The following is a 25996-nucleotide window of genomic DNA, read 5'->3' as shown; positions in this document are numbered from 1 at the left end:
CGCGGAACGTCGAAACTTGAATTGTCAACAGACCCTGATTTATTAAATTGATAATTGGACGAACAATGACTGAAATTTTGAGAACTTATTCACCCATAGATAATTCACTCTATGTAGAACGACCCTATGCCAATCACCAAGAAATTGAGCAAGCGTTAATCCAAGCCCATTCAGCACAAAAATTATGGAGTCTTTCATCCTTGGCTGAACGTGAAGAATATTGCACTGCTGCTGTAGATTTTCTGGTAGCTGAGAAAGAGGCAATAGCTGAGGAGCTGTGCTGGCAAATGGGGCGGCCGATTCGTTATGCGCAAGGAGAAATTAACGGATTGGAGGAGCGATCTCGTTATATGATCGCTGCTGCGAAATCCGCTCTTGCCCCCATTGAGCTACCTGAAAAACCAGGTTTTATTCGATACATTAAACGAGAACCATTAGGTGTGGTTTTTGTTATTGCTCCATGGAATTATCCTTTTCTTACTGCAGTCAATGCCATTATACCCGCTATTATGGCGGGTAATGTGGTGCTCTTGAAGCATTCAGCTCAAACCCCATTAGTAGCAGAGCGTTTTGATGATGCGTTTAAAAAAGCTCGTCTGCCGCAAGGAGTATTTCAATACCTGCATCTGACTCATCGTGATACAGAACACGTTATTCAATCAGAACGGATTAATTCAATTGCGTTTACTGGCTCTATCGCCGGCGGAGAAATGGTAGAGCGAGCCGTAGCTGGACGTTTTATTAATGTGGGGCTTGAGCTGGGAGGAAAAGATCCGGCATACATTCGTGCCGATGCGAATTTGGATCATGCAGTGGAAACTGCAATAGATGGAGCCTTTTTTAATTCAGGTCAGTCCTGTTGCGGTATTGAACGTATTTATGTTCATCAGGATGTATTTGAAGAGTTCGTTACTAAAGCCGTACATCTGACCAAGCAATATCAATTAGGGCGTTCGGACGATCCTCAAACTACATTAGGTCCCTTGGTTCGTGCTGAAGCGGCCGATTTTGTCCGTACTCAAATTCAGGAAGCAATAGAGCAGGGCGCTGTAGCTCACATCAACAGTGCTGATTTTAAAATGGATAAACCTGGAACTCCTTATCTCGCTCCACAGATTTTGACTCAGGTAAATCACAGCATGCGCATTATGACTGAGGAGACTTTTGGACCAGCAGTGGGAATCATGTCAGTGGCAAGTGATGAGGAGGCAATTCGTTTAATGAATGACAGCTCCTTTGGTTTAACTGCAGCGGTATTCACCACTGACATCAACAAAGGAGTTGAGATAGGTGAGCAAATACATACCGGAACTTTTTTTATTAATCGATGTGACTATCTCGATCCGGCTTTAGCCTGGACTAGCGTTAAGAATTCCGGTAGAGGATGTACCTTGTCTTCCATAGGTTATGAGCACCTGACCCGGCCTAAATCCTTTCATATAAAAACCAGTATTTAAAAGCAAAAGGAACCTATTTTTATGAACAAACAATCATTAACCGCTAACTGGAATTACCCAACTCGGGTTCGGGTTGGACCAGGACGAATTCAGGAGCTGGCCGGTGCGTGTGAGGAGTTAGGTATGAAGGCGCCCTTGCTGGTTACTGATCCAGGTTTGGCTGCTACATTAATGGTAGCCGACATAGTGCATAGGTGTCGGGCTGCTGATTTGAATGTCGGTGTTTTTAGTCAGATTAAAGCAAATCCGACTGGCGAACAGGTGATGGCTGGGGTGAACGCCTATCAGATAGGTCAACATGATGGGGTTATCGCTCTGGGTGGCGGTTCAGCTCTAGATGCGGCAAAGGCAATCGCGTTAATGGTTGGTCAAAACAGACCGCTGTGGGATTTTGAAGACGTAGGGGACAATTGGAAGCGTGTTAACGTTTCAACCATGGCTCCTGTTGTTGCCATACCGACGACTGCGGGCACTGGCTCAGAGGTTGGGCGAGCATCGGTAATAACGGATACAGAACAACAAATTAAAAAAATTATTTTTCATCCTGCTATGTTGCCAGCTCTTGTTATCATGGATCCTGAGTTAACTACGGGTTTGCCCGCTTCTTTGACTGCTGCTACAGGGATGGATGCCTTATCACATTGTCTTGAAGCCTATTGTGCAACATATTATCACCCTATGGCAGAAGGGATTGCCATGGAAGGTATTCGTTTAATCAAAGAAAATCTAATCAAGGCATATCAGAATGGCAGTGATTTGGAGGCTCGAACGAATATGCTTGTTGCTTCTGCTATGGGAGCGACCGCATTTCAGCGTGGTTTGGGAGCCATGCACGCACTGGCTCATCCTTTAGGCGCGGTATATGACGCGCATCATGGACGACTTAATGCGATCTTGATGCCTTATGTTCTCATGGCCAATCGACCGGCTATTGAAAGCAAAATAATTCGTTTGACTCAATATTTGTCTTTGGCTAATGGGTTCGATGGTTTTATGGATTGGATTTTTCAAATGAGACTTGAATTGAGAATTGAACCTGTTTTATCTCAGATAGGTATTGATGATACTCAATTTGATCGCATCGCGCGCATGGCCACAGAAGATGCTGCAGCCGGTTCCAATCCTATTGTGTTCGATCAAGAGCGTTATAGAGCCATTCTGGAGGAGGCTTGGGGAACAGTATGAAAATAGGCATATTAAAATGCGATAAAGTAAGTGATGAATTTGTTGCGCGACATGGACAATATCCGGAGATGTTTGCCAATTTGTTACGTCCTGTAGATCCCCATATTGAATTCACTGTATTTGATGCAGAGCATGAACTGCTGCCACCTGATATTCATGCTGCTGATGCCTATCTTATCACTGGGAGCCGTCATGGTGTGAATGATGGCTATCCCTGGATAGACCAGCTGGAAGAGTTTATTCGTACCTTGCATGCTGCAAAAAAGAAAGTCATTGGTATCTGTTTCGGGCACCAATTGATTGCCAAAGCTTTAGGGGGGAAGGTCATTAAATCTCCCAAAGGCTGGGGAGTTGGTATGTCTCAAAATCAGGTTGTGCATCAAAAAGATTGGATGAAACCATTTAAACCGGAATTTAATATTCTGGTTAGCCATCAGGATCAGGTAGTTGAGCTACCTAAGAACGCTCTGGTTCTGGCTGGAAGTGATTTTTGCCCTAATTACATGATGCAAATTGAAGAGCATTTTTTTTCTATTCAAGGCCATCCAGAATTTACTAAAGAATATTCGCGTGATTTGATGATTTCTCGGGAGGATTCTGTTGATGAACTAAAATTGGCCCAAGGCATGAAATCATTGGAATTACATGAAGACGATTCGCTGATAGCGCAATGGATAGTCAATTTTTTAAGCGCCGGATGAGGAAGGGTACTGCGCCAACTCATTGACTATTTAGCAGTCTTAAAGGATAATATATGATCATGTAATTGAGTTTTAGAGCATCTCTTGGGGGAAGCATGGGTAAAATAATTGAGGCTACTGGAGATGGTGCCTGTTTATTTAATGCACTGGCCATTGGACTGGGTATTGAAATAAAAAGCGGTCGATTGGACAGCAAAAAGGATACCCCGGGTTATCAGCAATTACTGATAGAGTTTGCTCAACATCATCCTCAATTTAATCCTCAAACCTGGGATACTTTAAAACAATGGTTGAACCATTATAATAATTCCAGGGATTGGGAGCTTATTTTAGCCCCAGCTTTATTTAAACTCAATCAGCGCTATCAGGCAAATCTGGAACAAGAGGTAGTAAATGAACTGACCAACTTTGTTCGAGATAATAAACAGCTCATTGTTGGTCAAGTTGCAGCTTATGCTTTGGATTACAGCAAATGTCCTAAAATTGATAACTTGAATTTTAAGGACAAGCAGAAACTGATCGCAGATCTCGTTCCTCTAATTCGTGATTGGGATCACACCCAGGATTTTAGCAGCATCAAAAGCATGATAAGGCACCAGGCAGGTACGCAATTGGATTTCGTGATGCAATTGATTCAGGCTGACCCCAATGCTTTTCAAAGAGGTTACGGTTGTCATGATTTAAAAGAGATGGCTGATGCTTTATCATTAAGCTTGATTGAAAATGAATTGGAACATCCTTCTGATGAAACGACCCCAATCAGCCTCCAAAACAGAGAGCAGCATTGGAATGTAGTGTGCAATGACTCTGACTTTGACCCGCAGGTTCAATTTGGCCCACAGAAATTAGATATGACGTCCTTGCAAGCATTTCAGGGAGCAAAACCAGTAGAGGCTCCTGCCAATCTTCAAGCGATACCAGATTCTCAAGATAATAGCGAAGCAGTTCATTTTAGTCCCAAAGAAGTGGATAATCCTGGTTCCGGGGATTGTGCATTTTATGCATTTGCTATTGGATTAATTAATATTATTCAGGAAGAAAACAGCTATAAAAACACTCGCATGTTTGAACGCTTGGTTGCGTTTGATGAGTCTTTACTCGATCAATTCGATGCAATCATCCTTTTTGACTTTGATGCACCCAATAAAGGATTATTGACTCAATTACAAATGACATTAAGATTGTTAGATTATCATTATCGTCTCAATGAGTTAAGAGAAGCATGCGCAAACCCAGAACAGGATTATGCCCAATTAGTGGCAAACAGTAATTTTATAAATTTCGCTGCACTCTATTATAGAAATTCTCAGGACATTGATCCCCGTTATAATGAATTTGCCAATTCAGCTGCAGTTAAACGAGCTATAGCCGCGATTGATCGTTCAAAGGTCAGAGAGAATTATGAACACCTCATGTTAATCCCCTTATTTTTAAGCCTAATGTACGGTACTCATGTTAAACCCGATGCGATAACAAAAGAAACGCCGCCCAGTGCTGATTCTCCAATTATTCTTTCCATGAGTCATATCACCCGAGAGGCGTATTGGGGAACCCATTTGGATATGGATTATTTAGCCAGAGCGTTTGAGGTTAATCTGCATATTTACAGAAATGCTCAACCCATTCAAGAGTTTCATGATGTACCAGAACGTCATACCATTACGTTAATAAATCAGAGAAACGCCCATTGGGTGACTGAGTTGATGCGTGCCCGGATTACGAATATTGTGAATGCTGTCCGTGTGCCCTCAGACTTAACATCCGTTAACCAACCACCACGCCCCGGCTCCAATCCAACTATAGAGACGCAAAATTCAGTTCCACCTGCTAAACAGAACGAGCTGCCACCTTCTCCCGCACTTGAGGAAAGTGATGACAACAAATTGGTTCGTTTAAAGCAGTGTGTTGCAAACGCTACCATTGCTTATACTGATTACAGTGAAAGAAATTGCTATTTTTCATTCTTTCATCGTCATGGAAGCAGCGGTCGGGCAAGAGCGTATCAGTTTAATACAGAGTTTGCCAAAGTAGGTACTTATATTGATGCGAAGCGATTGTTAGTTCATTATTTGAAAGACAATAAGAATGGTAATACTTATGCTCATTCCTATAGAACAATGTTGCTCAACGAGCTGCAGATGGATGGACCTAAGCCCTCTTTGGAACGAACTTCCAAACAGTTTAAATCCATGCTTCAAGGGTTTATTACTTCTTTAAATCTTCCTGATCCTGCTGTTACGAATAGAAAATAAAGAGGATTTGTTTTTTTGTGTTTATTCAGGCTGTATCACTGAAGTTTGTTTGAGCTTAAGTTACCCGACGAGCACGCGGTCTGATTATTTAAGCCCGGTTTTACCGGGCTGAATTTCATTATTTTTTAACGGGTTGTATGGCTTTTTTACCCATAAACGTAATGATTGGCGGTAAGACAGAGATTAAAATGATGCCATAAATGACCAATGTAAAATTCTCTTTAACAATAGGAAGCGAGCCTAAAAAGAAGCCTAGACCTAGCAGACTACCAATCCAAAGTAGAGCACTTACCAGGTTGTAAAGTGAAAAATGAAGGACTTCCATAGTGCCAATACCCGCAATGAACGGCGCAAAAGTTCGGATTATTGGTAAAAAACGAGCGAAAATGAGGGTTTTCCCACCATGCTTTTCATAAAATACATGGGTTTCCTGCAAATGTTTTTTGTTGAGTAACCAGGATTTTTTAGACGTAAAGATATGGGGGCCTAGCACTCTGCCGATTAAAAAATTCACTTGATTACCCAGCACTGATGCGATGAACAGAACGAAGAACAACAGGCTGAGGCTTAAGGGATTGCCTGGTTGAGCCGCGATACTTCCTGCTGCAAACAAAAGAGAGTCTCCGGGCAGTATCGGGGTGACCACTAATCCTGTTTCACAGAATACCACCGCAAATAAGGCCAGATAGGTCCAAAATCCATAGGTTGAAACAAAGGTATTCAAGTACAGGTCAATATGAAGGATGTAATGAATCAGGTCATGTAAATAGTTCATTGTCACTCTGGGGGTCTGGTTAATATAAAGTATGAGCCTTGTTTTGGCTTAACTTTGATTTAATCAATACAGCACTATTCTCTATTATCACCGAACTTGGAATTTAAACCAATTAATTCAAATAAAATTAAATTTCCTGGCGAATTATGGATTAAGATAATACAATTAATTTAAATTAAAGACATTTGCACTGGAGTAAAAGAGGATTATTTATGAAAACCTGGACTGGTTCAGTATCTGTGATTGTCTTATGCCTAATCATTAATAATGCGTATGCTGATTTCACTACGAACAATGCGTTAATAGTGAATTTTACCGAGCTGGTCAAAGCTGTTGAAAGCGGTAATGATGTGAAAGCAATCATACATCTGGACAGATGCCAGATTACAGATCCAACAACTCAAAGCCAGTTGGCGCAAAATCTTATTGGAGCCTCAACCCGTTTTAATTTCACTCAATACCTGCATTATAACGTTCGAGTCAATGGGCAATTAAAAGATACGGTTACAACAACAATGACCAGTTCCGTCGAATTGCCTGTGCCTGGTGTTTTTTGGTCGGTATTTGGTCGTTTGAGTGTGTTTGACGATGATACTGCTACACTTTATGTTGATTATTTTGATCCGCTCCATCACCAATCCCATTTGGTTGTAGAATGGCGCTGCGATATTAGTAATGGCAAAGATACCAATGGCCTGGTGTTAATTAATGGTTTTTAATCGGGACCGGGTCGCCTTATTACAAAAAAATCTGTCTTGCCCGCATAGGAGGGCAACCATTCATCTAAATTAACCGATGTCAAAGAGCCAGTGGGGATTATTTTTTTCCATGTTTAAACTCTTTTTCAGCACACTGATACACTCCATATTACCTCCTTGAGTTATCTCATCTTACTGCAGTGCCAAATGCCAAATAGTTGCCCGCCTATGCGGGCAAGACAGTTTTTTTTGTCTTGCACAGAGATACGTTCCAATAAAACCATTATTAGGGTTTGTAAGAAGACAATCCCACTGGTAATCCATAAAAAAAACATGTAATAATGATTTTGTTTATTTCTTAAATGAGTTTTTAAAGCTTCATGAATTTTTTTTGCATGTCAGACCTCAGTAAACGACTCGGAGAATATAAATGAATGTTTTAAAAAAACTCTATGTACAGGTTCTTCTTGGCGTTTTATTAGGTGTCCTTCTTGGGTATATGTCTCCTGATTTTTCTGTTCACCTCAAATTCCTTTCTGATGCGTTTATCAAAATAATTAAAATGCTGATTTCTCCCATCATTTTTCTTACGCTTGTTTCCGGCATAGCGGCAATGAATGACATGAGGCAGATTGGCCGCTTGGCAGGTGTGTCTCTATTCTTTTTTATGATCACCACTACAATTGCATTAATGCTAGGCTTGGGAGCAGCGGATTATTTCAAGCCAGGGGTTGGATTGAATATTGATCCCGCCTCACTGAATATCGATGAAGCCAGTTCCTATTTGGGTTCAGCACATCAAGCAACCAATATGACTGAGTTGCTGATGAATATCATTCCCAGAACATTCACCAGTGCCTTTGTTGATGGTGAAATGCTGCAGGTGATTTTTATTTCAATATTGTTCTCGATAGGATTAATTTTGACGGGTTCTACTGGAAAATACATAGTAGAAACTATGGATGTAATCGCTCGAGTGTTTTTTAAAATGATCCATTTAGTGATGTATATGGCGCCGGTAGCTACTTTTGCCGCTATGGCCTTTAGTGTAGGAAAATTTGGCATCGCACCATTAATTAATCTGATAGGCTTGTTAGCTTGTTTCTATCTGACTTCGATAGTGTTTATTCTTGTTGTGCTGGGTACTATTTTGCACTGGTATTGCAAAATTAATATTGGGCATCTTGTTCGCTATTTAAAAGATGAGTTAGTCATCGTTTGGGCGACCGCTTCTTCAGAAACAGTTTTGCCCAGCCTGATGCAAAAACTCGAAAATCTGGGCTGTGAAAAATCAGTGGTTGGTTTGGTATTGCCGTTAGGTTATTCGTTTAATCTTGCCGGAACTGCCATTTACCTGACATTGGCAGCCATGTTTATCGCTCAGGCAACCAATACTGAACTGACTGTATGGCAGGAGCTAGCGCTTTTGGGAGTGATGGTCATCAGTTCAAAAGGTGCAGCAGGAGTGTCTGGCAGCGGATTTATAGTACTGGCCAGTTCTCTGGCGACTATAGGTCATATTCCTGCGGCTGGAGTGGTTTTAGTGTTGGGAATCGATAAATTTATGAATGAAGGACGTTCAATCATCAATATGATTGGAAATGCTATAGCAACCATCATTATTTCTACCTGGCAACACTCTTTTGATTACGAGCAGGCGCAAAGCCTTTTGCAGAAAGGTGATGATTCTGAATTGCAAACAGTATACCTCAGTGAATCGTCTCTATGCATGACAAAAAAAACTGTCATGCCCGCGCCGGCGGGCAGCCATTTATCAAAATAATCCGATACCCAAATCAAGCCAATGGGGATTGTTTTGTTCGATAAGATATATGTTCTATAATACAAATTTAAACTATCCTTCAACTCGCTGAAACACTTGATATAGCCTCGTTTTGAAGAAAGGTGATGAGTCAGAATCGCAAACAAAATACCACAGTGAATCGTCTCTATGCATGATAAAAAAACTGTCTTGCCAGCGCGAGCATGACTGCGTACAGGACAAAAAAAACTGTCTTGCCTGCGCGGGCATGACAGTTTTTTACCATGTACAAAGGTGAAGCGTAATTTTATGCGTTACCATTAGTCAGTTGGGTGTTTTTAAATGAAATTGTGGTATAATTTTGCGCATGTTGTTGCGAGAAATTATATATACATTATGAAACTTAATCCTGCTGAAAAGAATAAACTCCTGTCTTCTGCCCATGGAGTTTATTTAGCTTATGCCGCCCTTGACTTTTTTAAATCACGAACCTTTACAACAGAGAGTGGTAAAAAAAGTATTTTTGAGTTATGTCAGCAGGCCATTAAAGAAAAACAGTACGAACAGGTCGTGTTGATCAATGGCGTGAACTACAAGCTGGTTTTAAAGCCAGAAAAAGACAATACCCTTAAAGTTGAGTTTTCAAAACCATTAGCTGCCAAGAGCATGCCAGAAGTAAAAAAAATAAACAGTTACCCTGATCAGGACGCTCTTCATTTATTATCCAGCCAACAATTCACCCTGCATATTCCTGATGATAGTGGTGAGCCTGCCGTTTCAAACACAATAAATAATCAGTTGGTGATCGGCGGTATTGGGAAAATTGATTTGTACCGAACGCATCTGGTTACTCTTCATCATATTATTGAAAAAATTGAAAGTGAAACAGAGATCAGCAACTTATTGGTCGCTTTGGCAACCGGTTCTGGCAAGACTTATGTTCAGGCATTGTGGATGCTCGTTTTGGCTTTGTCTGGTAATAATGGTGTTTTTGCCGTTCCTGATCGATTGGCACATCAGTTTGCCAGGGATTTAAAACGGTTATTACCCGATTCATTTGTTGACTCTCTTTTTATATTGCGCGAGAAGGAAAATAATCCTGCAGCAGAAAAGGCTTTAAAATCTCTAAAAAACAAAAATACTTCGGGAACGATTATCATCGGCTCCAGTGAGTATCTTCTTGATCGACATTACCACGATCTCGATGGGGCCGATTCAGAGCATACTTTTTTGGCATTTGATGAACAGCATTTAATTATGAAAGCCGAGCGACGCCGAATTCGGCTGATTGAGCTGTCGCAAAAAAAGCTGTCCATGTTTCTAACCGCCACTCCTAATCAGGAGACTTATAAACTTTCCGGTAATAAACCAGTAGCGATTATGTCGAGTGGACAAAAGATGGAAGCAGGGCAAGGGCAGTTTCCTAAACTGGTTTCTTTTCAGGCGCGAAATATTACAGATAGAAATAAATTAAAAACCTATCAATTTTGGACGGCTGAGTTCTGGAACAATATGTTTAATGGCTTATTATTGCGTTTAACTAATGCCATCCAGCCTGAGCAAAGTTCAGCGGCTGTTTCTCTGGTTGATGATTTGCTTTATTACCATTTTGATAAAGAAGATGAGTCCTCTGCTCGTTGGAGAATGCAGGTTCCGGCTGCGCGCAAAATGCTTTGTATCGTTGATGACAATGAAACATTAGTGAATTTTTGTAATTCGCTGCAAAATAATTCGTACTTCAGACGAGACGTCTATCGCAATGGTAATTTGGTCGATCGTTCGGATGTCGCCAATTTCTTTCATTTACCCGATGCGGAAGTTTCAGTGATTCAAAAGGATCTGGAGGATAAGAGGAGGGAATACCACGCTTCGTTAAAACCTGATGAATGGCAGGTGAGCATCACTCAGGGCAATCCTTCTTTGGCACAACAAATTAAAAATACAATTTTTCATAACTTGATTGAGTACGTGCTCACTGACATTACCGGACTTGATGAAATAGAACATAATCGTTTGCGCAAATTGAATATGAACGATTTTCAGCAATTGGTTGTCAGTCGTTTTCAACCACGAACCGCATTGTATTACCAACAAAAACTCGCGAAAGAAATAGACCCGGATGGCGCTCGAGCTATAGGCAGTTTATTGGCTGAATTGTCTGATGTGCTGCAGCTCATGATCAACAAACAATTTGACCGAAGCCTTTCTGCAAATAATAAGGATTTAACTGATTTCATTGATAACTGGCCTGTATATAATCATTTAATCGATAAAATTAAAAGAAATCGATGGCAATTTTCACGGTCGTTTGAGGACTTTGCTGAACATCATTTGGTGATGGGGGTGATGCAGGGTATGAAGGATGCTGAAACACCCATTGCAGAATCAAAACCATTCGCTGGATTAAAGCGGCATGTTTATTCTTTGTATGATAATAATGGAGTTCTGAATAAAGACGCCAAGAAGCGCAAACATACTTCCTTGGAAATTTTAAACGATACCTCTACTGAGTCAGTATTTGTGCCCTCTTATTTAAATATATCGGAAGAAGTTGCTGATAATTATTTTCGCCTGGGTTTTGTCGGTGTCTATGTCAGTAATAAAAAAACGGAAGGATTTAGTGACAGAAATTTGCATACCGTCATCAATATTGCAGAAGAAACGTTAAGCAGTACGAATAGCCCGGATACTCAAATTCAGGGCATAGGCCGTAATAGAGGATTGGATTCTACTATAGTACCTTCTTACATACACAGTTTGGGACGGGGTCAAAAAACTGTTTTTAAGCTGAGAAATCTGCAAAAAAATGATTATTACCCTGAATTATTTAAAGCACAAAAAGACTACAACAATCAATACATTCAGGTTTTGGGCACTAAAGTAAGCCAACAAATCATTGATTGGGTCTACGCAAATCTGGATGACGATGAAACGATTAATCCTGATCGGTTAAAGCGTCAGGTATTAAAATTCATTGCTCATGCGCTGCGCGATATCAATAATAAAAACAGCCATCAGATCAAATTGAGTCGAGCGCAATTGACCGATGTAGTTCGTTATGCGATGCAAGGACTTGATAAAGAAATAGCTCATATCAAGCAACCTTATCGCATCTCGATATTCCTGCGTGCTTTAAGCCATACATTGAATTTTATTGCTGAAATTTATTATACAGTGAAGCGGATTCCTGTCGCGTTTCAAATTTTTTATCATTCATGGTTTGGTCATAGAACACCAAAATCGGATCCTGGGGATCCCAAACATCCTGATGATGTGTACATAAAAATTCTGAATGGAACCAGTTTTAAAAAAATTATAGGCAATATGTCCACTGCGCTTGAGTTTAAAAAATGGATGAGTAAAAAATCACAAGGAATAACCACGCATATTAATAAAAATATCGTCAAGTTTTTGAATACAGAGGATGTTACCAAGTATCGCGTTTACCAAAAGCAGTTGTTGGAACCCGTGTTGATGAATATGGTTATTGATGCAAAGAAAGCTAAAGTAGCACAGGCGTTATCCACATGTCCTGATAGTCTAAACTATTTACATGCGCATTTACCCTTACTTGATTCACTAATCGGTAATAATTCCTCTCATCTTGAATCAACTGTGCTGACTTTTTTACAACAGATTCCTGGGCTTGGTGATTTACAAGCAAGTGATATAGTGCATTATCCTAAGAAAATGGAAGGATTAGTATCATTGTTCAATGATACGCCTGACGCTATTTTAGCCGCGGATCCCAAGCTTCAAGTTAGTTTTACCAATCAATTGGCTCTTTTTCTACAAAACGATCTTGCAAAATATCTTTCTGCGTTTTTAACTTATGCTGATACGCGTTTAGTGATGGATGTTTTAAGTAAAAGCAAAAATGCCAGGGTATTTGCACAGCATTTGATGACTCAATTTATTCAAAATCGTGCCGAACTATCTCCTGAGTTTATTTTTAATGAATTCAGCACCTTTTTCAAGAAACAAAAAATTAAGCCTGTCGATCAGGTCGTTACAAGTCTGAAACACGAGATTGATGCATTGCAAGTGCAGATACATAGTCAGTTGTTCCAAAGTCTTGATGGCGAAGTGGTTGATAAACTCACTGCAGTGATCATGAACAAGCTACTTCCCTTATTAGTCAATCATTATCCATTGGAGTTTCGTGAAGAACTGCTGGCCAAAGCATCGAATAAAGCCAGGTTAATAACATGTCTTAATGAGCATTTTCAGGAGTTAAAGACTCTGAACTCAAGTAATACTAGCCAGTTGGCTCATCTGATTTTTTCCAATTTAATCGATGAACCGTTGCCTGAACCAATTAATGTGAATGATGAAATGGAGCACACTACTGAATTGGTCAGTAATGAGCTTCATAACATTGGCACAACAAGCGTAAGCCGTTTGATGTTGGGTAAATTGATGGCGCCATCCTCCTGGAGTCTTAATGAGCAATATCTGTATGACCGACCTGTTGCCGATTTCTTGAGCAGTGATGAATTCCTTGATGCGATTGCTTTGCTGTTGCCCTTTGATCAGTGGATGAATTTAAAGCGTGATGTGCAGCAAAATTATCCAATGATGATTCTAGTGGCCAGGGAATTAATTGAACGGCAGATTGGTGGCCAGCAGGGGATACCCACACCAGAAAAGATGCTGAAGTTGTTTAATAAACATTTAAAAGCGAATTATCAATCTTCAATACAGGCGGGTGAACTGGCAGTATCAGAGCTCAATGTTATAGTGAGTGATTTGACCCTTAATCCCTTAAATAATATTTCTAAAGAGCTTCGGGAACAATTTGTGCAGATAGGCTTGAGGCATTTACTTCCTTTGTTAGCACAATTCATTAAAGATGATGCTAAAAAAGAACAGTTTCTTGCCGTAGAGCAAAACTCCAAAAGGTTCTTTGACGTGATGGTTCAATATCAGAAGAAACTCGATAATTTATTGGCCGGAGATGACGAGTCAATTAAGAGCAACGCGTTAAATATAATTAATCAATTGGTTCCTGAGAGTAGTCACTTAGTGGAGGCTGATATCCACAACCCAGCGCGTCACGCTCAAATTTCTACGAAGCTGTTGCAGAAAGATTGGGTTAAAATGACTTTAAGATCGGTATTAAAAAGTGATCAGTTCCTTGATTTATTAAAGAACTCGTTTAATCCTCAGGACTACGAGTTATTAATGGCTTCCTTGAGTACGGAGGAGGGTATTAATGCTTTGGCGGTACAGGTTATTCCATATGGAATTGAGACTTTGACTAAAGAGACATTATTAACATGCATAAAATCCATAAACCCAGGATTGCAGCAGATAGAACCGCTAGATATCCGGATCAATAAATTCCAGCTCTTTGTTCAGGATATTGTGGATCATGTAGGCCAGAAATTGAATAAAAATGAGATGCCAGGATTGATCATGGATACCATGTCTCCTATTTTATTTCATCCCAGATTTATCAAGGTTATTGATAGCATTACAGGATTTTTAAATGAAGCGGATTTAACGGTCATTTTTAATGCCTTTAAGCGACAACATCCGGCTGAGGACGCAAAGCAGTATTTGCGATTCCTCTCTTTAATCAGAAATCAGAACAGAGTGGCTCTCACCAAGGAGTTTATGACGATACCTGAAGAGAGTTCTGATTTCGATTTTGAACAATTACCGGCTAAACAAATGCTGGATACCATTACCTCTCTGATCGAAGAAGTATTGGATTGTCACTGTTATTACAACGATCAGGACAGAAAAGGTTCTATTGGTACAGGACAGCAACCTAAACTCCGATCCAAAATATCAAACCAGTTAGCGGGTATGCAGATATCCTCTGATTATTCTGTGTTAAGCGGATTCTCCAGAAAAGGATTTTATATCCACGGTATCACTCAAGGTTTAAGTGCTGGCGGGGAAGTAAGCGCAGATGCGAATAAACATATAGTGGCTGTTTTACAGCGAGTAAAATCACATATTTTACGTCCAATCTGGTGGAGCACTAACGTGTCTCAAATAACGCACGGGTTCATAAAGGGATGTCGGGATTTGCTGCACAGTTTGAAATCAGCATGGTACAGCACCTTTAATGGAGTCAAATCAGCATTTAACTGGGTGACTAACAGCCATTATTTCAAAATGTATTTCCAAAATCCTGACAGTAGCGATTTTAATGATACCGCTTTTGATTTTTCCAGAAGAGTGAATATGCTCGCTCCCTTAGGTAGGGATCATGTTAAAGAAAAGGATTGCCCAGTGGATGTGGTAACTCATATGGAAGATTTTGTCGCAAAACGCCCCGCACGCCCCGGCTTTTTTGGTGGTAACCTGGGTACACAAATCAGTGTTTCAGATGAGCTAAATCATCACGACTCGATGCCAGGCCGTAAAGTGCGTTGATTGATGGAGTTCATTGAATGCCTAATTATCCCGTATTACGGCAGCTAGCCGAATACGGGGTATGCGTTTTATCCAACTGAATCAGGCTATTTTAGCGCTAAAACCTCAGCAGGGTGATCGTTTATGGTGCATTTATTGGTGCTTTTTTGGCTAAAGAATCCCTTGGGTATAGTGGTCTTGGGAGCAGAAAGCTGCACTTGTTCCGGTAGGGAATGAATCATATACTTGATCGCTTCCTCTGAATCCAGATGCTTAATCCAGTCGTTTGATTTTCCTGGATTATTGAATTTGCTCCACACAAGATCAAACAATTTAGTACAAGGTGAACTACTTTTAAGTTTGCAACAATGGGCTTTGGCGAATTGATGCAATTGGTTGAATGTACTGAGAAGAAACCTCATTTGTTGTTCTGTATTATCCGAATGAGCGTTGGGCTTATTTAAATCTTTGATGCATTTAATAATGCGTAATTGGGTTTTATACACCTGAAGCGAAATATTGTATTGATAACACTCCAGAATATGAGTTGCTGTTAATGCTTTATTAGTTAGAGAGTGATTTAAAAAAGCACTGGTATTAGTGCAGTATTGGGACATCATTTTATAAAATTGCTTCGTTCCTTGTGGATTCAATTCGTGTTCAGTATCACCGTAAGCGAATATTTTAGCGGGGCGATCACTATTGTTGTGTAAAAAATCATCAAGGTAATAATCCAAAATATCGATTAATTTGAAATTATTGGAGTTATAGGCCACATCAAGGGTGATTGCCTGAGTAATATTTTCCAGCTCAAGGTCTGTAACCGAAAAGAGATCGCTGTTTTTGTAGGTTCGAGAATTTTGTACTTCTTTATTCAATAAGAAGCGTTGATTGGTAAGGTCATCAAAAATAACATCAGGATCGAGATGGAATCGATTTTTAATAAATCGTTTTATTTTCAATTTGATTTCGGTATTCACTTCCTTATTTTCAGCCAGGCAAAGAGTAGACAGCTGCTTTAATAATAACATTCGATATAGGATAAATTCATCTTTGACCCTGGCGGATTGTTGTAAGGGATCAAGTCCTAAGCCTGGAGATATTTTATTGCATAAGGACAGTAAAAAGGCATAGGAATTATTAAGATAGGCATTGATGTTATCTGCAGTTATCGAGATCCCATAATCACCGCGAGAAATCCCTAACATTTGACGGTATTCTGGATCACCTGAAAATATAAGCTCTGAGGTGTTACGTGGTTCGTATTTTTTAAATAAATTAAGGGCAGTAGAGCATAAATAATCATAAGGATTTGCGTATTCGTTAGGGTTTGCTTTGATTGGGGCGAATCGTCTGATGTGGGAAAAATCCGATTCATTTCCCCCTAAGCCCCCTTGAGATAAAGGAGCACAATAGAAATCAAGCAATTTGGGAGGAGAATAGTAAGTAAGGCCTATGACTTCTAATACTTGTTCTTTGATTTTTTGAATTAATTCAAATTCTTTAATGACATCAGCATGCTGGATTTTGCTTAAATACGATTGGGTTCCTGCAATCCAGTGATTCAATACACGGGATTCCTTGTTATTGATTGAGTGAATCAGATGTTCTGTTTGTTTTTTACTCTGAATAATTAATTCCTTGTATTCATGCCCCAGATCGATTTCCACGGCTTTACTGTGTCGGTAACGCGAAGCATATTCTCTCAACCAGCCAGATACTGAGCCTCTTGCGACTTTATGCCCCTCGAAAGCGTAGAGAAATTTTTGATTGATGTGTTTGAAATCACGTGTACGCTCAATCACTTCAGCGGAGGTTTCCTTGCTTTGAATTAATTCTTTTTTTAAGCGCAGGTATTCATTATTGATCATGCTGATTGCGCGATGAATCTGATTTCTGTTATCCGAGTTACGTTTATAAGTAATGAAATCAAGAGAATTAATTAGAAAATAGGCGCCTATACTGGCAAGTAGAAATCCTACTGAAGTCAGAGCACCTATACTCCATAAAAATGCTGCCCCAAGGGTTAGTGTGATGGTTACTGCAAGAACGGTAGCAACGATTAGTCCGGTTATTAGAGAAAAAACGAGAGCATGCTTTGCCAGAAAGCCCAGCTGATTCATCTGCTCCAGTAAAAAATCTCGAGAAATGATCATGAACTTTAATTGAATTTCTTGTGTAAAAGCGTGTCTGACTTTATCCGATTCGGATAGTTGATTAATCCATTTAATGAACGGTGATTGAAGCTCTGATCGTATTTCACTATCATGAACCTGATAAAGCGATTGAAATCCCTTATTAAATATGGTGCTCAGCTCTCGAGCAAAATAGAATTCAATTGCAAAATTAATTGTATCGGGTGATTTATCTTTAAGACGTGCTCTTCGGATAAATTCGGCACGTACATCCGGTTCCATGGTTGCTCGACTGATTTTTCCCAGAAGCAGCATTTCTCTGAAATGAAACAGTTTAATGAGTTCAATCGAAATGTGTTTGCATTCGTATTTGATTAATTCGGATAATTCCTTTTGTTGATCCAGGATGTTGGTAAATTGTTTTTGAGCTTCCTGTTGATTGCCGCTAAATTGAGTTTTGAAATAGTCGAATAAAACCTCCGTAATAGAGTTTCCCAGAGATAAGGAAAATAATTCAGAGGTAACTGAATTAAACAAGGTGTAATCGCTCGTCTCAAAACTTAAATCAGAAACAAAGTTCCTGACAGACTCTGGAATGATGAGTTTGGCTTTATTGATGTAAAACCAGAAACCTGAAGATTCATTGATTAATGATGCAGTTGTGGAAGGGGTTAGTTGATGAATGAGAGTATCCAGATAATGTTCAGCTAATAAACGCGTTTCTCCTATTATTTCTATCCATGAATAAATTTTTTCAGGATATTCTGATTGATCTAAATAGACACCGTAATGTGTGAGCATTTGATTGTGAAGCTGGTGTTGATAATTGCGCTGAATTGCATTGATTATGCTGACTTCTCTGGAATCCAAATCTGACATAGTTAGCTCCTGTATCGAGTTATTACATACAGCGTATAAACGGGTTCTCTTTTGAAACAGCCAGGGAAGAGCATTCAGATAGATGCATCGGTACGATTATTTTATCAGGGTGGCTTCCCGCTTTCGCGGAGAAGACAACCTTATAGTAATTGCAAATTAAGATTAATGAATGTGCGTTTATAATCAGTGCGTATCCCTTAAGAACAAGCCGCACCAATTAGAGGTGATGGAACCATTATCAACAGCTTCTAGTCAGAAAGCTTGGTTCCATAGAGCCTGTCACCGGCATCGCCCAGACCAGGTACTATATATCCTTTTTCATTTAATTGTTTATCTATAGATGCCGTAAATACAGGAACATCCGGGTGCTCTTCATGGAATGATGATAGTCCTTCCGGAGACGCAAGCAAGCAAAGGAATTTTATGGATTTTGGATTGATGGCCTTAATTTCTCGCACTGCAGCAATAGCAGAATTTCCAGTGGCAAGCATGGGATCCACGACAATAACGTCACGATCCTGAGTGTGTTCCGGGAGTTTAAAATAGTATTCAATAGGTTCAAGCGTTTTAGGATCTCTATAAAGACCAATATGCCCAATTCGCGCTGTAGGAACAAGTTGTAACATACCATCCAGAAGACCATTTCCGGCACGTAGTATGGATACAAACACCATCTTCTTCCCTTTTAAAACCGGGGATTGCATCGTTGTAATCGGGGTGGTTATTTCCTCATATTCAATTTCCAGATCGCGAGTTACTTCATACGCCAGAAGCATGCTGATTTCATGCATTAGAGTGCGAAATTTGACGGTGCTGGTCTCTGATTTTCGCATAATCGTGAGCTTGTGTTGAACCAAAGGGTGATTTATTACAACTATTTTTTTTGTGTCCATGAACATTCCTTATTAAAAAACGGTGCCATCACTGATGATTTGTATGGGGGGTGTCCCATGAATTCGTTTTTCTTTAGCAATACGTCGACCAGCCTCCCAGGTGCCTCCCTGAAGAATTTTTGCCAGAGGCAGAGCATGAACATCCAGATGTAATTGCTTTCTGATCAGGTCAGCCAGTTCATCCAACAGAGCTACGGTTAAAGCCCTCCATTCGACAATTGCCTCTGATCCGGGATCTTGTGGCTTTGTTAGTAACTCTTTATTTTTAACATTCAGAAGCTCTGAGTCAATGAGTAAGCCCCCATTTCTGTACTCAGGCAAACCAGTAAGTGACTCTAAATCGGTTACCTGGATACCGGCATGTTCCAGCGGTTCAATCAGTGAGTAGGTTAGCCATTGAGATAATTTATGGAAGGGGATGTATTCAGAACCGGGTTCATTCGATTTTAGTGCTTGATGCATCCAAACATCGCCCAGAGAAATGCCGTTTAATGATAATCTGATGGGCCAAACATCCTTAAAGGCATTTAGTACGGCTTGAAAAAGAATTTTTGCCGAAACGTTCTGTGATGTTTTCAGTGAATTGACATGCAAATAAAAATCGCCAAGCCTTCCGTATTGATCAAAATATTGGGGGTGTTCTTTTAATAGTGTTCCTAGTCTGTTGAGTAATGCCACTCTTCCTGAAACACCCTCAAGCGGATTATTTGCTGATACTTGAAAACAATCCAGTAAATCCTGTTCTTTAAATGCGATTAAACGGTCTGCATCGACACGATAGGGTGTTTCTGGGTGATTGCTGAACACACCACTCTGATACAAGGATAAACTTGCCAGGGCAAGACCCTCAGAACGAGTGTATTCTTCATCGGTCAGTTTTTCTTTATAGCGCCATAACGGACCAGCGCCAGCATCCAGAAAAACACTGATTATGACCAGCTCAAAGAGTATTTTTCCAAGTTCATCCGAAGGAAGATGACTTAGCTGGTTAAGCAGAACACTAATTCGGTCTGTTCCTCCGGCTTCAAAATGGCGCCATCTGCTGTGATAGGGCACTTGTAAATCGGGGTAATTCTCCATTATCACATCAATGATATAGGACGCGGTGGGCATCATTTTTTCAGGATTTACAGTAAAAAAATCCAGTTGATCCTGTTTTGCCAAAGCCAGCAGACGATGAGCCTGAATTCGAATGGTTGCAGGATCGTTCAATGTTTCCAGAATGTTATCTAGTTGTTGTGCTTCGTTATTCATGAAGACTGCGCCCCTTAGGAAGAGCTAATTCATTAATATCAATAATGCCGTCAGGTGAGTAGTAGCCTGCTGCTCGTTTGGCATCCATTTCAACATTGGCATCTGGTGGAATGAGATCATTGGGTATTTTAATCCGTTCAACAATGTCTATTCCTGCTTTATTCAATGCTTCATATTTCATGTTGGACATGGACACAAAGCGGTGAATTTTAGTGATTCCCAACCAATGAATAAAATCAGACATTAACTCCTGAAAACGCATGTCCTGTGCCCCTGCGACGCATTCAGTCCGTTCAAAATATTTGGCTGCCGTATCTCCGCCTTTTTGTCGTTTGCGCGCGTTATACACCAGAAACTTGGTGACCTCGCCCAAGGCTCTTCCTTCTTTGCGATTATATACAATGAGTCCTGCTCCACCTCTTTGGGCCGATTCGATGCATAATTCGATACCATGAGTCAGATAGGGTCTGCAAGTGCATATGTCTGATCCGAACACATCGGAACCATTACATTCATCATGAATACGGCAGGTTAATTCAATTTTGGGATCATGAATTGTGGTTACATCCCCAAAAAAATAAGCCGTTAAACCGCCAATTGGAGGAAGGAAGACATCCAGATCACTGCGCGTGATTAATTCCGGGAACATACCTGCAGTTTGCTCGAATAAGGTTCGGCGTAATAATGATTCTGAAATCTGGAAGCGTTCGGCAATACCAGGCAAATACCAGACTGGTTCTACCGCCGCTTTCGTTACCACTACATCACCGGATTCGCTTAATATCTTGCCATCCGGTTTTAGCCGGCCTTTTTGAATTGCGGTGTGTAATTCAGGGATGTTGATATGGGCCTTGGTTACTGCAATAGTAGGCCTAATGTCGTAACCTGCTTTAATTTCATCCTCAAAAACGGTAGCCACCATATGACCCCAGGGGTCAAGCGAGATAATTTTTCCCGGTTCACTCCATTGTTTATGAGGCCCTATTGTTACAGGTGGAGTGGTATCGGTTAGATCGGGTACGTGTTCCGGATCGAGTACTCCCGCGGCGACAGCAAGTGCTCGGTATACAGAATAAGATCCCGAATGAGTTCCTATGACGTTTCTGTTTTTAATATTGGTCAATGAGGCGACAACGGGCCCTCTTTCTTTCGGATTGGCTTCACCCCATCTGATTTTTAATGGTGCAGCGGTATGCCCTGCAGGATGTGAAGACAAAACGATATGGCCTTTGGGTTTTTTCTTTATCTCTTCGGGTATCATGGTACTAATTCCTTTAGTGTTAACCTGAATTCGTCTGTTGAATTGATTCTATGCCTGCCTCTTACTACGATTCAATAGTTGATTTCAGGTTCTATGAACTGAGAAAAGGCGGAGCCTGGTTCAGTAAAATCATCATAGCAGAAGAGATCCTCGTGTTGAAGCAGGAGTAAACGAACTCAATTACTCGTATAAAGCTGATGAGGGTCTTATACGAAATCATCAAGCCAATCATAAACTACGGCATTGGCGTATGAGATATTTCCGACCTGACAATGACCGCCTGCCCCTTCAAAATCGCTGAACACATGTTGAGCGGCTTCAGTCAGGGCACAAAACTCCTTAAATTGCTGTTCTGGTTCATTCCCTTCACTCTTACCTAATAGAGCCAGACAAGGAATACTGAGCTGAGTTAACGAATCTCCTACGGTAAATTGTTTCAAATAGTCAAAGGTTTGTTTAAACGTTTTTTGTCCAAAACGTCTGATGAGCTGTTCTGATTGTGCTTTAAGTTGCGGAGGCATTACTTCATTGGGAATAGATTGAAGATCATCGATGCCAAAATCATCTGAATCCGGCATTTTGCACGGATCCATCGTAACAAAGGAACACATATAGGCATGCAAATCAAGAATAGGCGAATTGGCAATAAGGGCTTTAATTCGGGGTTCATGGCTGGCCGCACGGGTAGCAAAATAACCACCAAAGCTAATACCCATCAACGCCAGGGTGTTTCTATTAATTTCGTGACGCGATTCAAAATAATCAATAACTCGTTTCACTACGTGCTCATAATCAGGCTCAAAAAAGGTCGCCGGGTATTTTCTAAAAACATCCATTTGACCTGGTCCAGCAAAATGAATGACGTTGTACCCTCGCTCTACAGCCGCCAAACCACGCATTAAGAATTCTTCTTCCAAAGTTCCATCAAATCCACTGACTATCATCAGGGTATGTCGTTTTACCCCATCGTTATCCGGAGAAATGAAATACGCGGGAAGATTAATCCCTTTATAGGGAATGGAATGATTTTCAAAATGAAGATCCATATTGGAGATTGCAGTACAAAAACAATCTGCTGAGTTCAAACCCAAACGTCGGTGATGTTCTGATGAGCATGGAGAATAATATTCTGCTGCACGGTATGAGTTGGAAGCTTTAAACAGTTGCTCTCTGCCACTGATGATATGATTTTTTACTAACCGTTCCATCCCATCTTTTTTTTGCCACTCTGCCAGACGCTCAAATTCCTTTACCCAGTCCTCGGGAGATCCATCCGGTATCTGATGAGCTATAGTCAGGCATTCACCAACAGATGATGCTCTGTATGTGCTGGCTCCTAATTGTCGGATGAGTTGAAAATCCATTTCAGCATCCTGAAACCCCTTGACCCTGATCGCACCTCGGCTAATGTCATTCACTTTTGTTCTCCATCAATCCCTGATAATCTGAATAGTACACAATTAAAACAATTCAGGCGTTTCGTTTTTTCTTTATTCTAGGCCATAATTGATAAATTGAACAAGAACCTTAAAATCGTTATGATGTTGCTTTTGGGGTTATCCCTTTTTGTTCAGGAAGAAGACCATTATGACTACCTTGATCGTTTGCTTGATTATTGCCGTTATTCTGCCTTATTTGGCTAAAATCCCTGTTGGTTATGCGATGCAAAAAGCGGGAGGTTATGATAATAATTATCCTCGAGAGCAGCAGGCGAAACTGGAAGGTTTTGGTGCCAGAGCATTGGCAGCTCATCAAAATTGTTTTGAATCTTTAGCGGTATTCTCAACAGCTGCCCTGACCGCTCTTGCCACCAACCATGTGACTTCAGGCATTCAAATTTTAGCCGTAGTTTATATCATATCCCGGGTCATTTATAACATTCTGTATTTAATGGATTTAGCTTCTTTGCGATCAACGGTCTGGTTTATAGGTCTGGCTTCATGCATCTCTATATTATGGTTATGCTTGCCTTAGTCTTGATAAATCGTCTGACCAGCCATTTTTTTGCATTTATCAGCTGAGTTTAGTGTACATTGCGTTCGACATGACGCAGGAGAAGCCATGCATATGGATTTAAGACAATCGTTCATATTGGCATTAATGCACTCCTGCATGTTAATTTTTACAGGGAACATATAAGGATTTGTTAAATTATCTGCATCGCTTCGTAGGGATATCATCAGAAGAGTCAGAATCATCAGTTGCCTTATTACGAACATAGATCTATTCCCAATACTATGTGAAGGTGTAAATAATCCATATAGAATAATAATAGTACAGTTGATGTTTTTTGTGTCGATTTATGATTCTTTATGCCATTGTTGAAAGGAAAAAGCTTACTCTTTCAGCCAGCCTTTGATATGGTATGTATAGAGGTACCAGATTTTTTACAAGGATGTGAATATGTCTGACTTATACCAATTACCTAATAAGATTCATCACTTTGTTTGGCACTTCATAAAACAAAGCCCCTGGACTTACTTGCTCTTTTTTATAGCGCCTGTAGCCATGATATTGGAAAGTAATGTTATTCCTTATTCCCTGAAAATGATCGTTGATGGGATCTCGAATCATCAAGGGGGGCGAGCAACCATTTTCCAGGAAATTGCTCCAGCATTGTGGTTAGGAGGAGGAGCCTGGTTCGGTTTCGTGCTGATTTTGCGATTACAGAATTGGTGGCAGGCTTATATTGTACCGAGATTACAAGCCAATATCCGTATGACAGTATATGGCTATTTAATCCAGCACTCGCATCATTTTTTTTCAAATCAGCTAGCAGGTAATCTGGCCAACAAAATCAGCGATTTGCCGCGTTCAATAGAAGCGATTCGTAAAATTATTTCCTGGAATGTTCTGACTACCTTTGCAGCAATAATCGTTTCAATGATTTTTATGTTAACCATCAATACATGGTTCGCATTAATCCTGTTAACCTGGATAGTGGTCCAACTCATAATCAGTTTGTATTCCGCGAAGCATATAAATAAATTAGCCAAGCACAATTCCGAAGATAAAAGTGAATTGAATGGCAAAATTGTAGACTCTTTAAGCAACATTAATACGGTGAAATTATTCGCTCAAAATGAATACGAAAAAAAGTACATCTGGAATACTCAAAATAAGGAAATTCAGAGTAATAAGCGACTGGTCTTGTTCATCAATTTATTTCGGCTTCTGGTTGATATACCAGTAAGCATTATGCTCGCTCTCATGATATATTCTGTAGTCACTTTTTGGCAAAAACAATTAATCAGTACAGGCGATTTGGTTTTTATCTTCACCACCTCATTTGCCATCATGAATCAAATGTGGAATTTGAGTAATGCCTTATCCGATCTCTTTATTGAAATCGGAATCGTGAAGCAGGCCTTGGCTCTTTTATCATTACCCATAGAAGTAAAGGATAAGCCCGACGCAAAAGAATTAAAAATTACCCAAGGGGAAATTCGCTTTGAACAGGTTACCTTTCATCATAAAGAGGGTCTCAAGTTATTTAATAACAAATCACTGGTCATTCCAGCAAAACAAAAAGTAGGGCTGGTCGGTTATTCAGGTAGCGGTAAAACGACGTTTATTAATTTATTGCTGCGTTATTTCGACATACAAAGCGGAACAATACTGATCGATGATCAAGACATCAGCCAAGTCACTCAATATTCCCTCAGAAAAGCAATCAGTATGATCCCGCAAGATACTCATTTATTTCATCGCACCCTACTCGAAAACATTAAATACGGAAAAGAGGACTCATCACAAGAAGACGTCTTCAACGCCTCATATATGGCCAATTGCATTGATTTCATTCAAAATTTGTCCAAAGGCTTCGATACCATGGTAGGAGAAAGAGGCACTAAACTATCCGGAGGGCAAAGACAAAGAATAGCTATAGCACGAGCATTCCTCCACCATACATCAATCCTCGTTCTCGATGAAGCAACATCCCAACTCGATTCACTAACCGAAGAATACATTCAAGAATCCCTAAAGCCTCTCTGTGAAGATAAAACAACCATAGTCGTAGCGCACAGATTATCAACGCTTCTCAACATGGATAGAATCCTCGTTTTCGATAAAGGAGTCATAGTAGAAGATGGGACGCATGAAGAATTAATCGCGCAAAATGGGCTGTATAAATCCATGTGGGATGCTCAGACGGCTGGGTTTTTGCCGGAGGAGTTACGCGAGGGCATCGTCCGCAACGAGTTTGAACAGCCGTATTTGGCGCATCTTGAACTTTCTTAACGCCAAAAAAATGCTCATGTACCTGATGTACACTCCGTTTTTTTTGTCATTAAGAAAGTCCAACCTGCACTCAAATCCGGCTGTTCAAAAAGGTAAGCATGTATTTGGCGCATCTTGAACGTTTTTAACGCCA

General features: G+C 40.3%; 15 protein-coding genes. 9 read left to right on the top strand and 6 right to left on the bottom strand.

The window, feature by feature from the left end:
* Positions 1 to 65: 65 nt before the first annotated feature.
* The 4 genes from ELY21_RS04515 to ELY21_RS04500 all read left to right on the top strand — a co-directional run bounded on the left by ELY21_RS04515 (position 66) and on the right by ELY21_RS04500 (position 5595).
* Positions 66 to 1457 carry an aldehyde dehydrogenase family protein gene (locus ELY21_RS04515; protein ID WP_127107297.1) on the top strand — a complete coding sequence of 464 codons (1392 nt, stop codon included), beginning with the start codon at positions 66 to 68 and terminating at the stop codon, positions 1455 to 1457.
* 21 nt (positions 1458 to 1478) lie between these two features.
* On the top strand, positions 1479 to 2642 hold the full coding sequence (locus tag ELY21_RS04510) for an iron-containing alcohol dehydrogenase (protein ID WP_127107295.1): 1164 nt from the start codon (positions 1479 to 1481) through the stop codon (positions 2640 to 2642).
* Complete coding sequence (locus ELY21_RS04505; RefSeq protein ID WP_028383945.1) at positions 2639 to 3343, top strand: glutamine amidotransferase; 705 nt, start codon at positions 2639 to 2641, stop codon at positions 3341 to 3343. The genes ELY21_RS04510 and ELY21_RS04505 overlap by 4 nt, the downstream gene beginning before the upstream one ends.
* 95 nt (positions 3344 to 3438) lie before the next feature.
* Positions 3439 to 5595, top strand: a complete 2157-nt coding sequence (locus ELY21_RS04500) for a hypothetical protein (protein ID WP_127107293.1) — start codon at positions 3439 to 3441, stop codon at positions 5593 to 5595.
* 118 nt (positions 5596 to 5713) lie between these two features.
* Here the strand turns inward: ELY21_RS04500 and ELY21_RS04495 are convergent, their stop codons facing one another.
* On the bottom strand, positions 5714 to 6370 hold the full coding sequence (locus ELY21_RS04495) for a DedA family protein (protein ID WP_127107291.1): 657 nt from the start codon (positions 6368 to 6370) through the stop codon (positions 5714 to 5716).
* A gap of 212 nt (positions 6371 to 6582) precedes the next feature.
* On the opposite strand from ELY21_RS04495, the gene ELY21_RS04490 reads away from it, so the two are divergent.
* From ELY21_RS04490 to ELY21_RS04480, 3 genes are all read left to right on the top strand, one after another.
* Entirely contained in the window at positions 6583 to 7089 is a 507-nt protein-coding gene (locus ELY21_RS04490; protein ID WP_028383947.1) for a hypothetical protein, read from the top strand.
* 409 nt (positions 7090 to 7498) lie between these two features.
* Positions 7499 to 8851, top strand: coding sequence for a C4-dicarboxylate transporter DctA (gene dctA / locus ELY21_RS04485; RefSeq protein ID WP_127107289.1), 1353 nt, complete (start codon positions 7499 to 7501; stop codon positions 8849 to 8851).
* Positions 8852 to 9172: 321 nt separating this feature from the next.
* On the top strand, positions 9173 to 15220 hold the full coding sequence (locus ELY21_RS04480; protein WP_127107287.1) for a DEAD/DEAH box helicase family protein: 6048 nt from the start codon (positions 9173 to 9175) through the stop codon (positions 15218 to 15220).
* An 86-nt stretch (positions 15221 to 15306) separates the two neighbouring features.
* Here ELY21_RS04480 and ELY21_RS04475 read toward each other — a convergent pair whose 3' ends face one another.
* From ELY21_RS04475 to ELY21_RS04455, 5 genes are all read right to left on the bottom strand, one after another.
* Positions 15307 to 18213, bottom strand: a complete 2907-nt coding sequence (locus tag ELY21_RS04475; protein WP_127107285.1) for a hypothetical protein — start codon at positions 18211 to 18213, stop codon at positions 15307 to 15309.
* A 248-nt stretch (positions 18214 to 18461) separates the two neighbouring features.
* The gene (gene upp, locus ELY21_RS04470) at positions 18462 to 19106 is read right to left on the bottom strand and encodes a uracil phosphoribosyltransferase (protein ID WP_028384355.1); all 645 of its coding nucleotides are present in this window, start codon (positions 19104 to 19106) and stop codon (positions 18462 to 18464) included.
* Between the two features lie 12 nt (positions 19107 to 19118).
* On the bottom strand, positions 19119 to 20360 hold the full coding sequence (locus ELY21_RS04465; protein ID WP_127107283.1) for a URC4/urg3 family protein: 1242 nt from the start codon (positions 20358 to 20360) through the stop codon (positions 19119 to 19121).
* The gene (locus ELY21_RS04460) at positions 20353 to 21621 is read right to left on the bottom strand and encodes a GTP cyclohydrolase II (protein ID WP_028384353.1); all 1269 of its coding nucleotides are present in this window, start codon (positions 21619 to 21621) and stop codon (positions 20353 to 20355) included. The genes ELY21_RS04465 and ELY21_RS04460 overlap by 8 nt, the downstream gene beginning before the upstream one ends.
* 206 nt (positions 21622 to 21827) lie before the next feature.
* The gene (locus tag ELY21_RS04455; RefSeq protein WP_127107281.1) at positions 21828 to 23039 is read right to left on the bottom strand and encodes an alpha/beta hydrolase; all 1212 of its coding nucleotides are present in this window, start codon (positions 23037 to 23039) and stop codon (positions 21828 to 21830) included.
* Between the two features lie 169 nt (positions 23040 to 23208).
* On the opposite strand from ELY21_RS04455, the gene ELY21_RS04450 reads away from it, so the two are divergent.
* The gene (locus ELY21_RS04450) at positions 23209 to 23595 is read left to right on the top strand and encodes an MAPEG family protein (protein WP_127107279.1); all 387 of its coding nucleotides are present in this window, start codon (positions 23209 to 23211) and stop codon (positions 23593 to 23595) included.
* Between the two features lie 429 nt (positions 23596 to 24024).
* Positions 24025 to 25863 (top strand): ABC transporter ATP-binding protein, encoded by a 1839-nt coding sequence (locus ELY21_RS04445; protein WP_199741634.1) that lies wholly within the window; start codon positions 24025 to 24027, stop codon positions 25861 to 25863.
* Positions 25864 to 25996: the final 133 nt, after the last annotated feature.

The organism is Legionella sp. km535 (assembly GCF_003990085.1).
GTDB lineage: Bacteria > Pseudomonadota > Gammaproteobacteria > Legionellales > Legionellaceae > Legionella > Legionella moravica.
Note: the sequence above shows the minus strand (reverse complement) of the source record. Positions and strands in the feature narration are given on the sequence as shown.

What these genes read in the sequence shown, in the direction of transcription:
- ELY21_RS04515 (WP_127107297.1), top strand. Translation starts at nt 66, where the DNA reads ATGACTGAAATTTTGAGAACTTATTCACCCATAGATAATTCACTCTAT.
- ELY21_RS04510 (WP_127107295.1), top strand. Translation starts at nt 1,479, where the DNA reads ATGAACAAACAATCATTAACCGCTAACTGGAATTACCCAACTCGGGTT.
- ELY21_RS04505 (WP_028383945.1), top strand. Translation starts at nt 2,639, where the DNA reads ATGAAAATAGGCATATTAAAATGCGATAAAGTAAGTGATGAATTTGTT.
- ELY21_RS04500 (WP_127107293.1), top strand. Translation starts at nt 3,439, where the DNA reads ATGGGTAAAATAATTGAGGCTACTGGAGATGGTGCCTGTTTATTTAAT.
- ELY21_RS04495 (WP_127107291.1), bottom strand. Translation starts at nt 6,370, where the DNA reads ATGAACTATTTACATGACCTGATTCATTACATCCTTCATATTGACCTG.
- ELY21_RS04490 (WP_028383947.1), top strand. Translation starts at nt 6,583, where the DNA reads ATGAAAACCTGGACTGGTTCAGTATCTGTGATTGTCTTATGCCTAATC.
- dctA (WP_127107289.1), top strand. Translation starts at nt 7,499, where the DNA reads ATGAATGTTTTAAAAAAACTCTATGTACAGGTTCTTCTTGGCGTTTTA.
- ELY21_RS04480 (WP_127107287.1), top strand. Translation starts at nt 9,173, where the DNA reads ATGAAATTGTGGTATAATTTTGCGCATGTTGTTGCGAGAAATTATATA.
- ELY21_RS04475 (WP_127107285.1), bottom strand. Translation starts at nt 18,213, where the DNA reads ATGTCAGATTTGGATTCCAGAGAAGTCAGCATAATCAATGCAATTCAG.
- upp (WP_028384355.1), bottom strand. Translation starts at nt 19,106, where the DNA reads ATGGACACAAAAAAAATAGTTGTAATAAATCACCCTTTGGTTCAACAC.
- ELY21_RS04465 (WP_127107283.1), bottom strand. Translation starts at nt 20,360, where the DNA reads ATGAATAACGAAGCACAACAACTAGATAACATTCTGGAAACATTGAAC.
- ELY21_RS04460 (WP_028384353.1), bottom strand. Translation starts at nt 21,621, where the DNA reads ATGATACCCGAAGAGATAAAGAAAAAACCCAAAGGCCATATCGTTTTG.
- ELY21_RS04450 (WP_127107279.1), top strand. Translation starts at nt 23,209, where the DNA reads ATGACTACCTTGATCGTTTGCTTGATTATTGCCGTTATTCTGCCTTAT.
- ELY21_RS04445 (WP_199741634.1), top strand. Translation starts at nt 24,025, where the DNA reads ATGTCTGACTTATACCAATTACCTAATAAGATTCATCACTTTGTTTGG.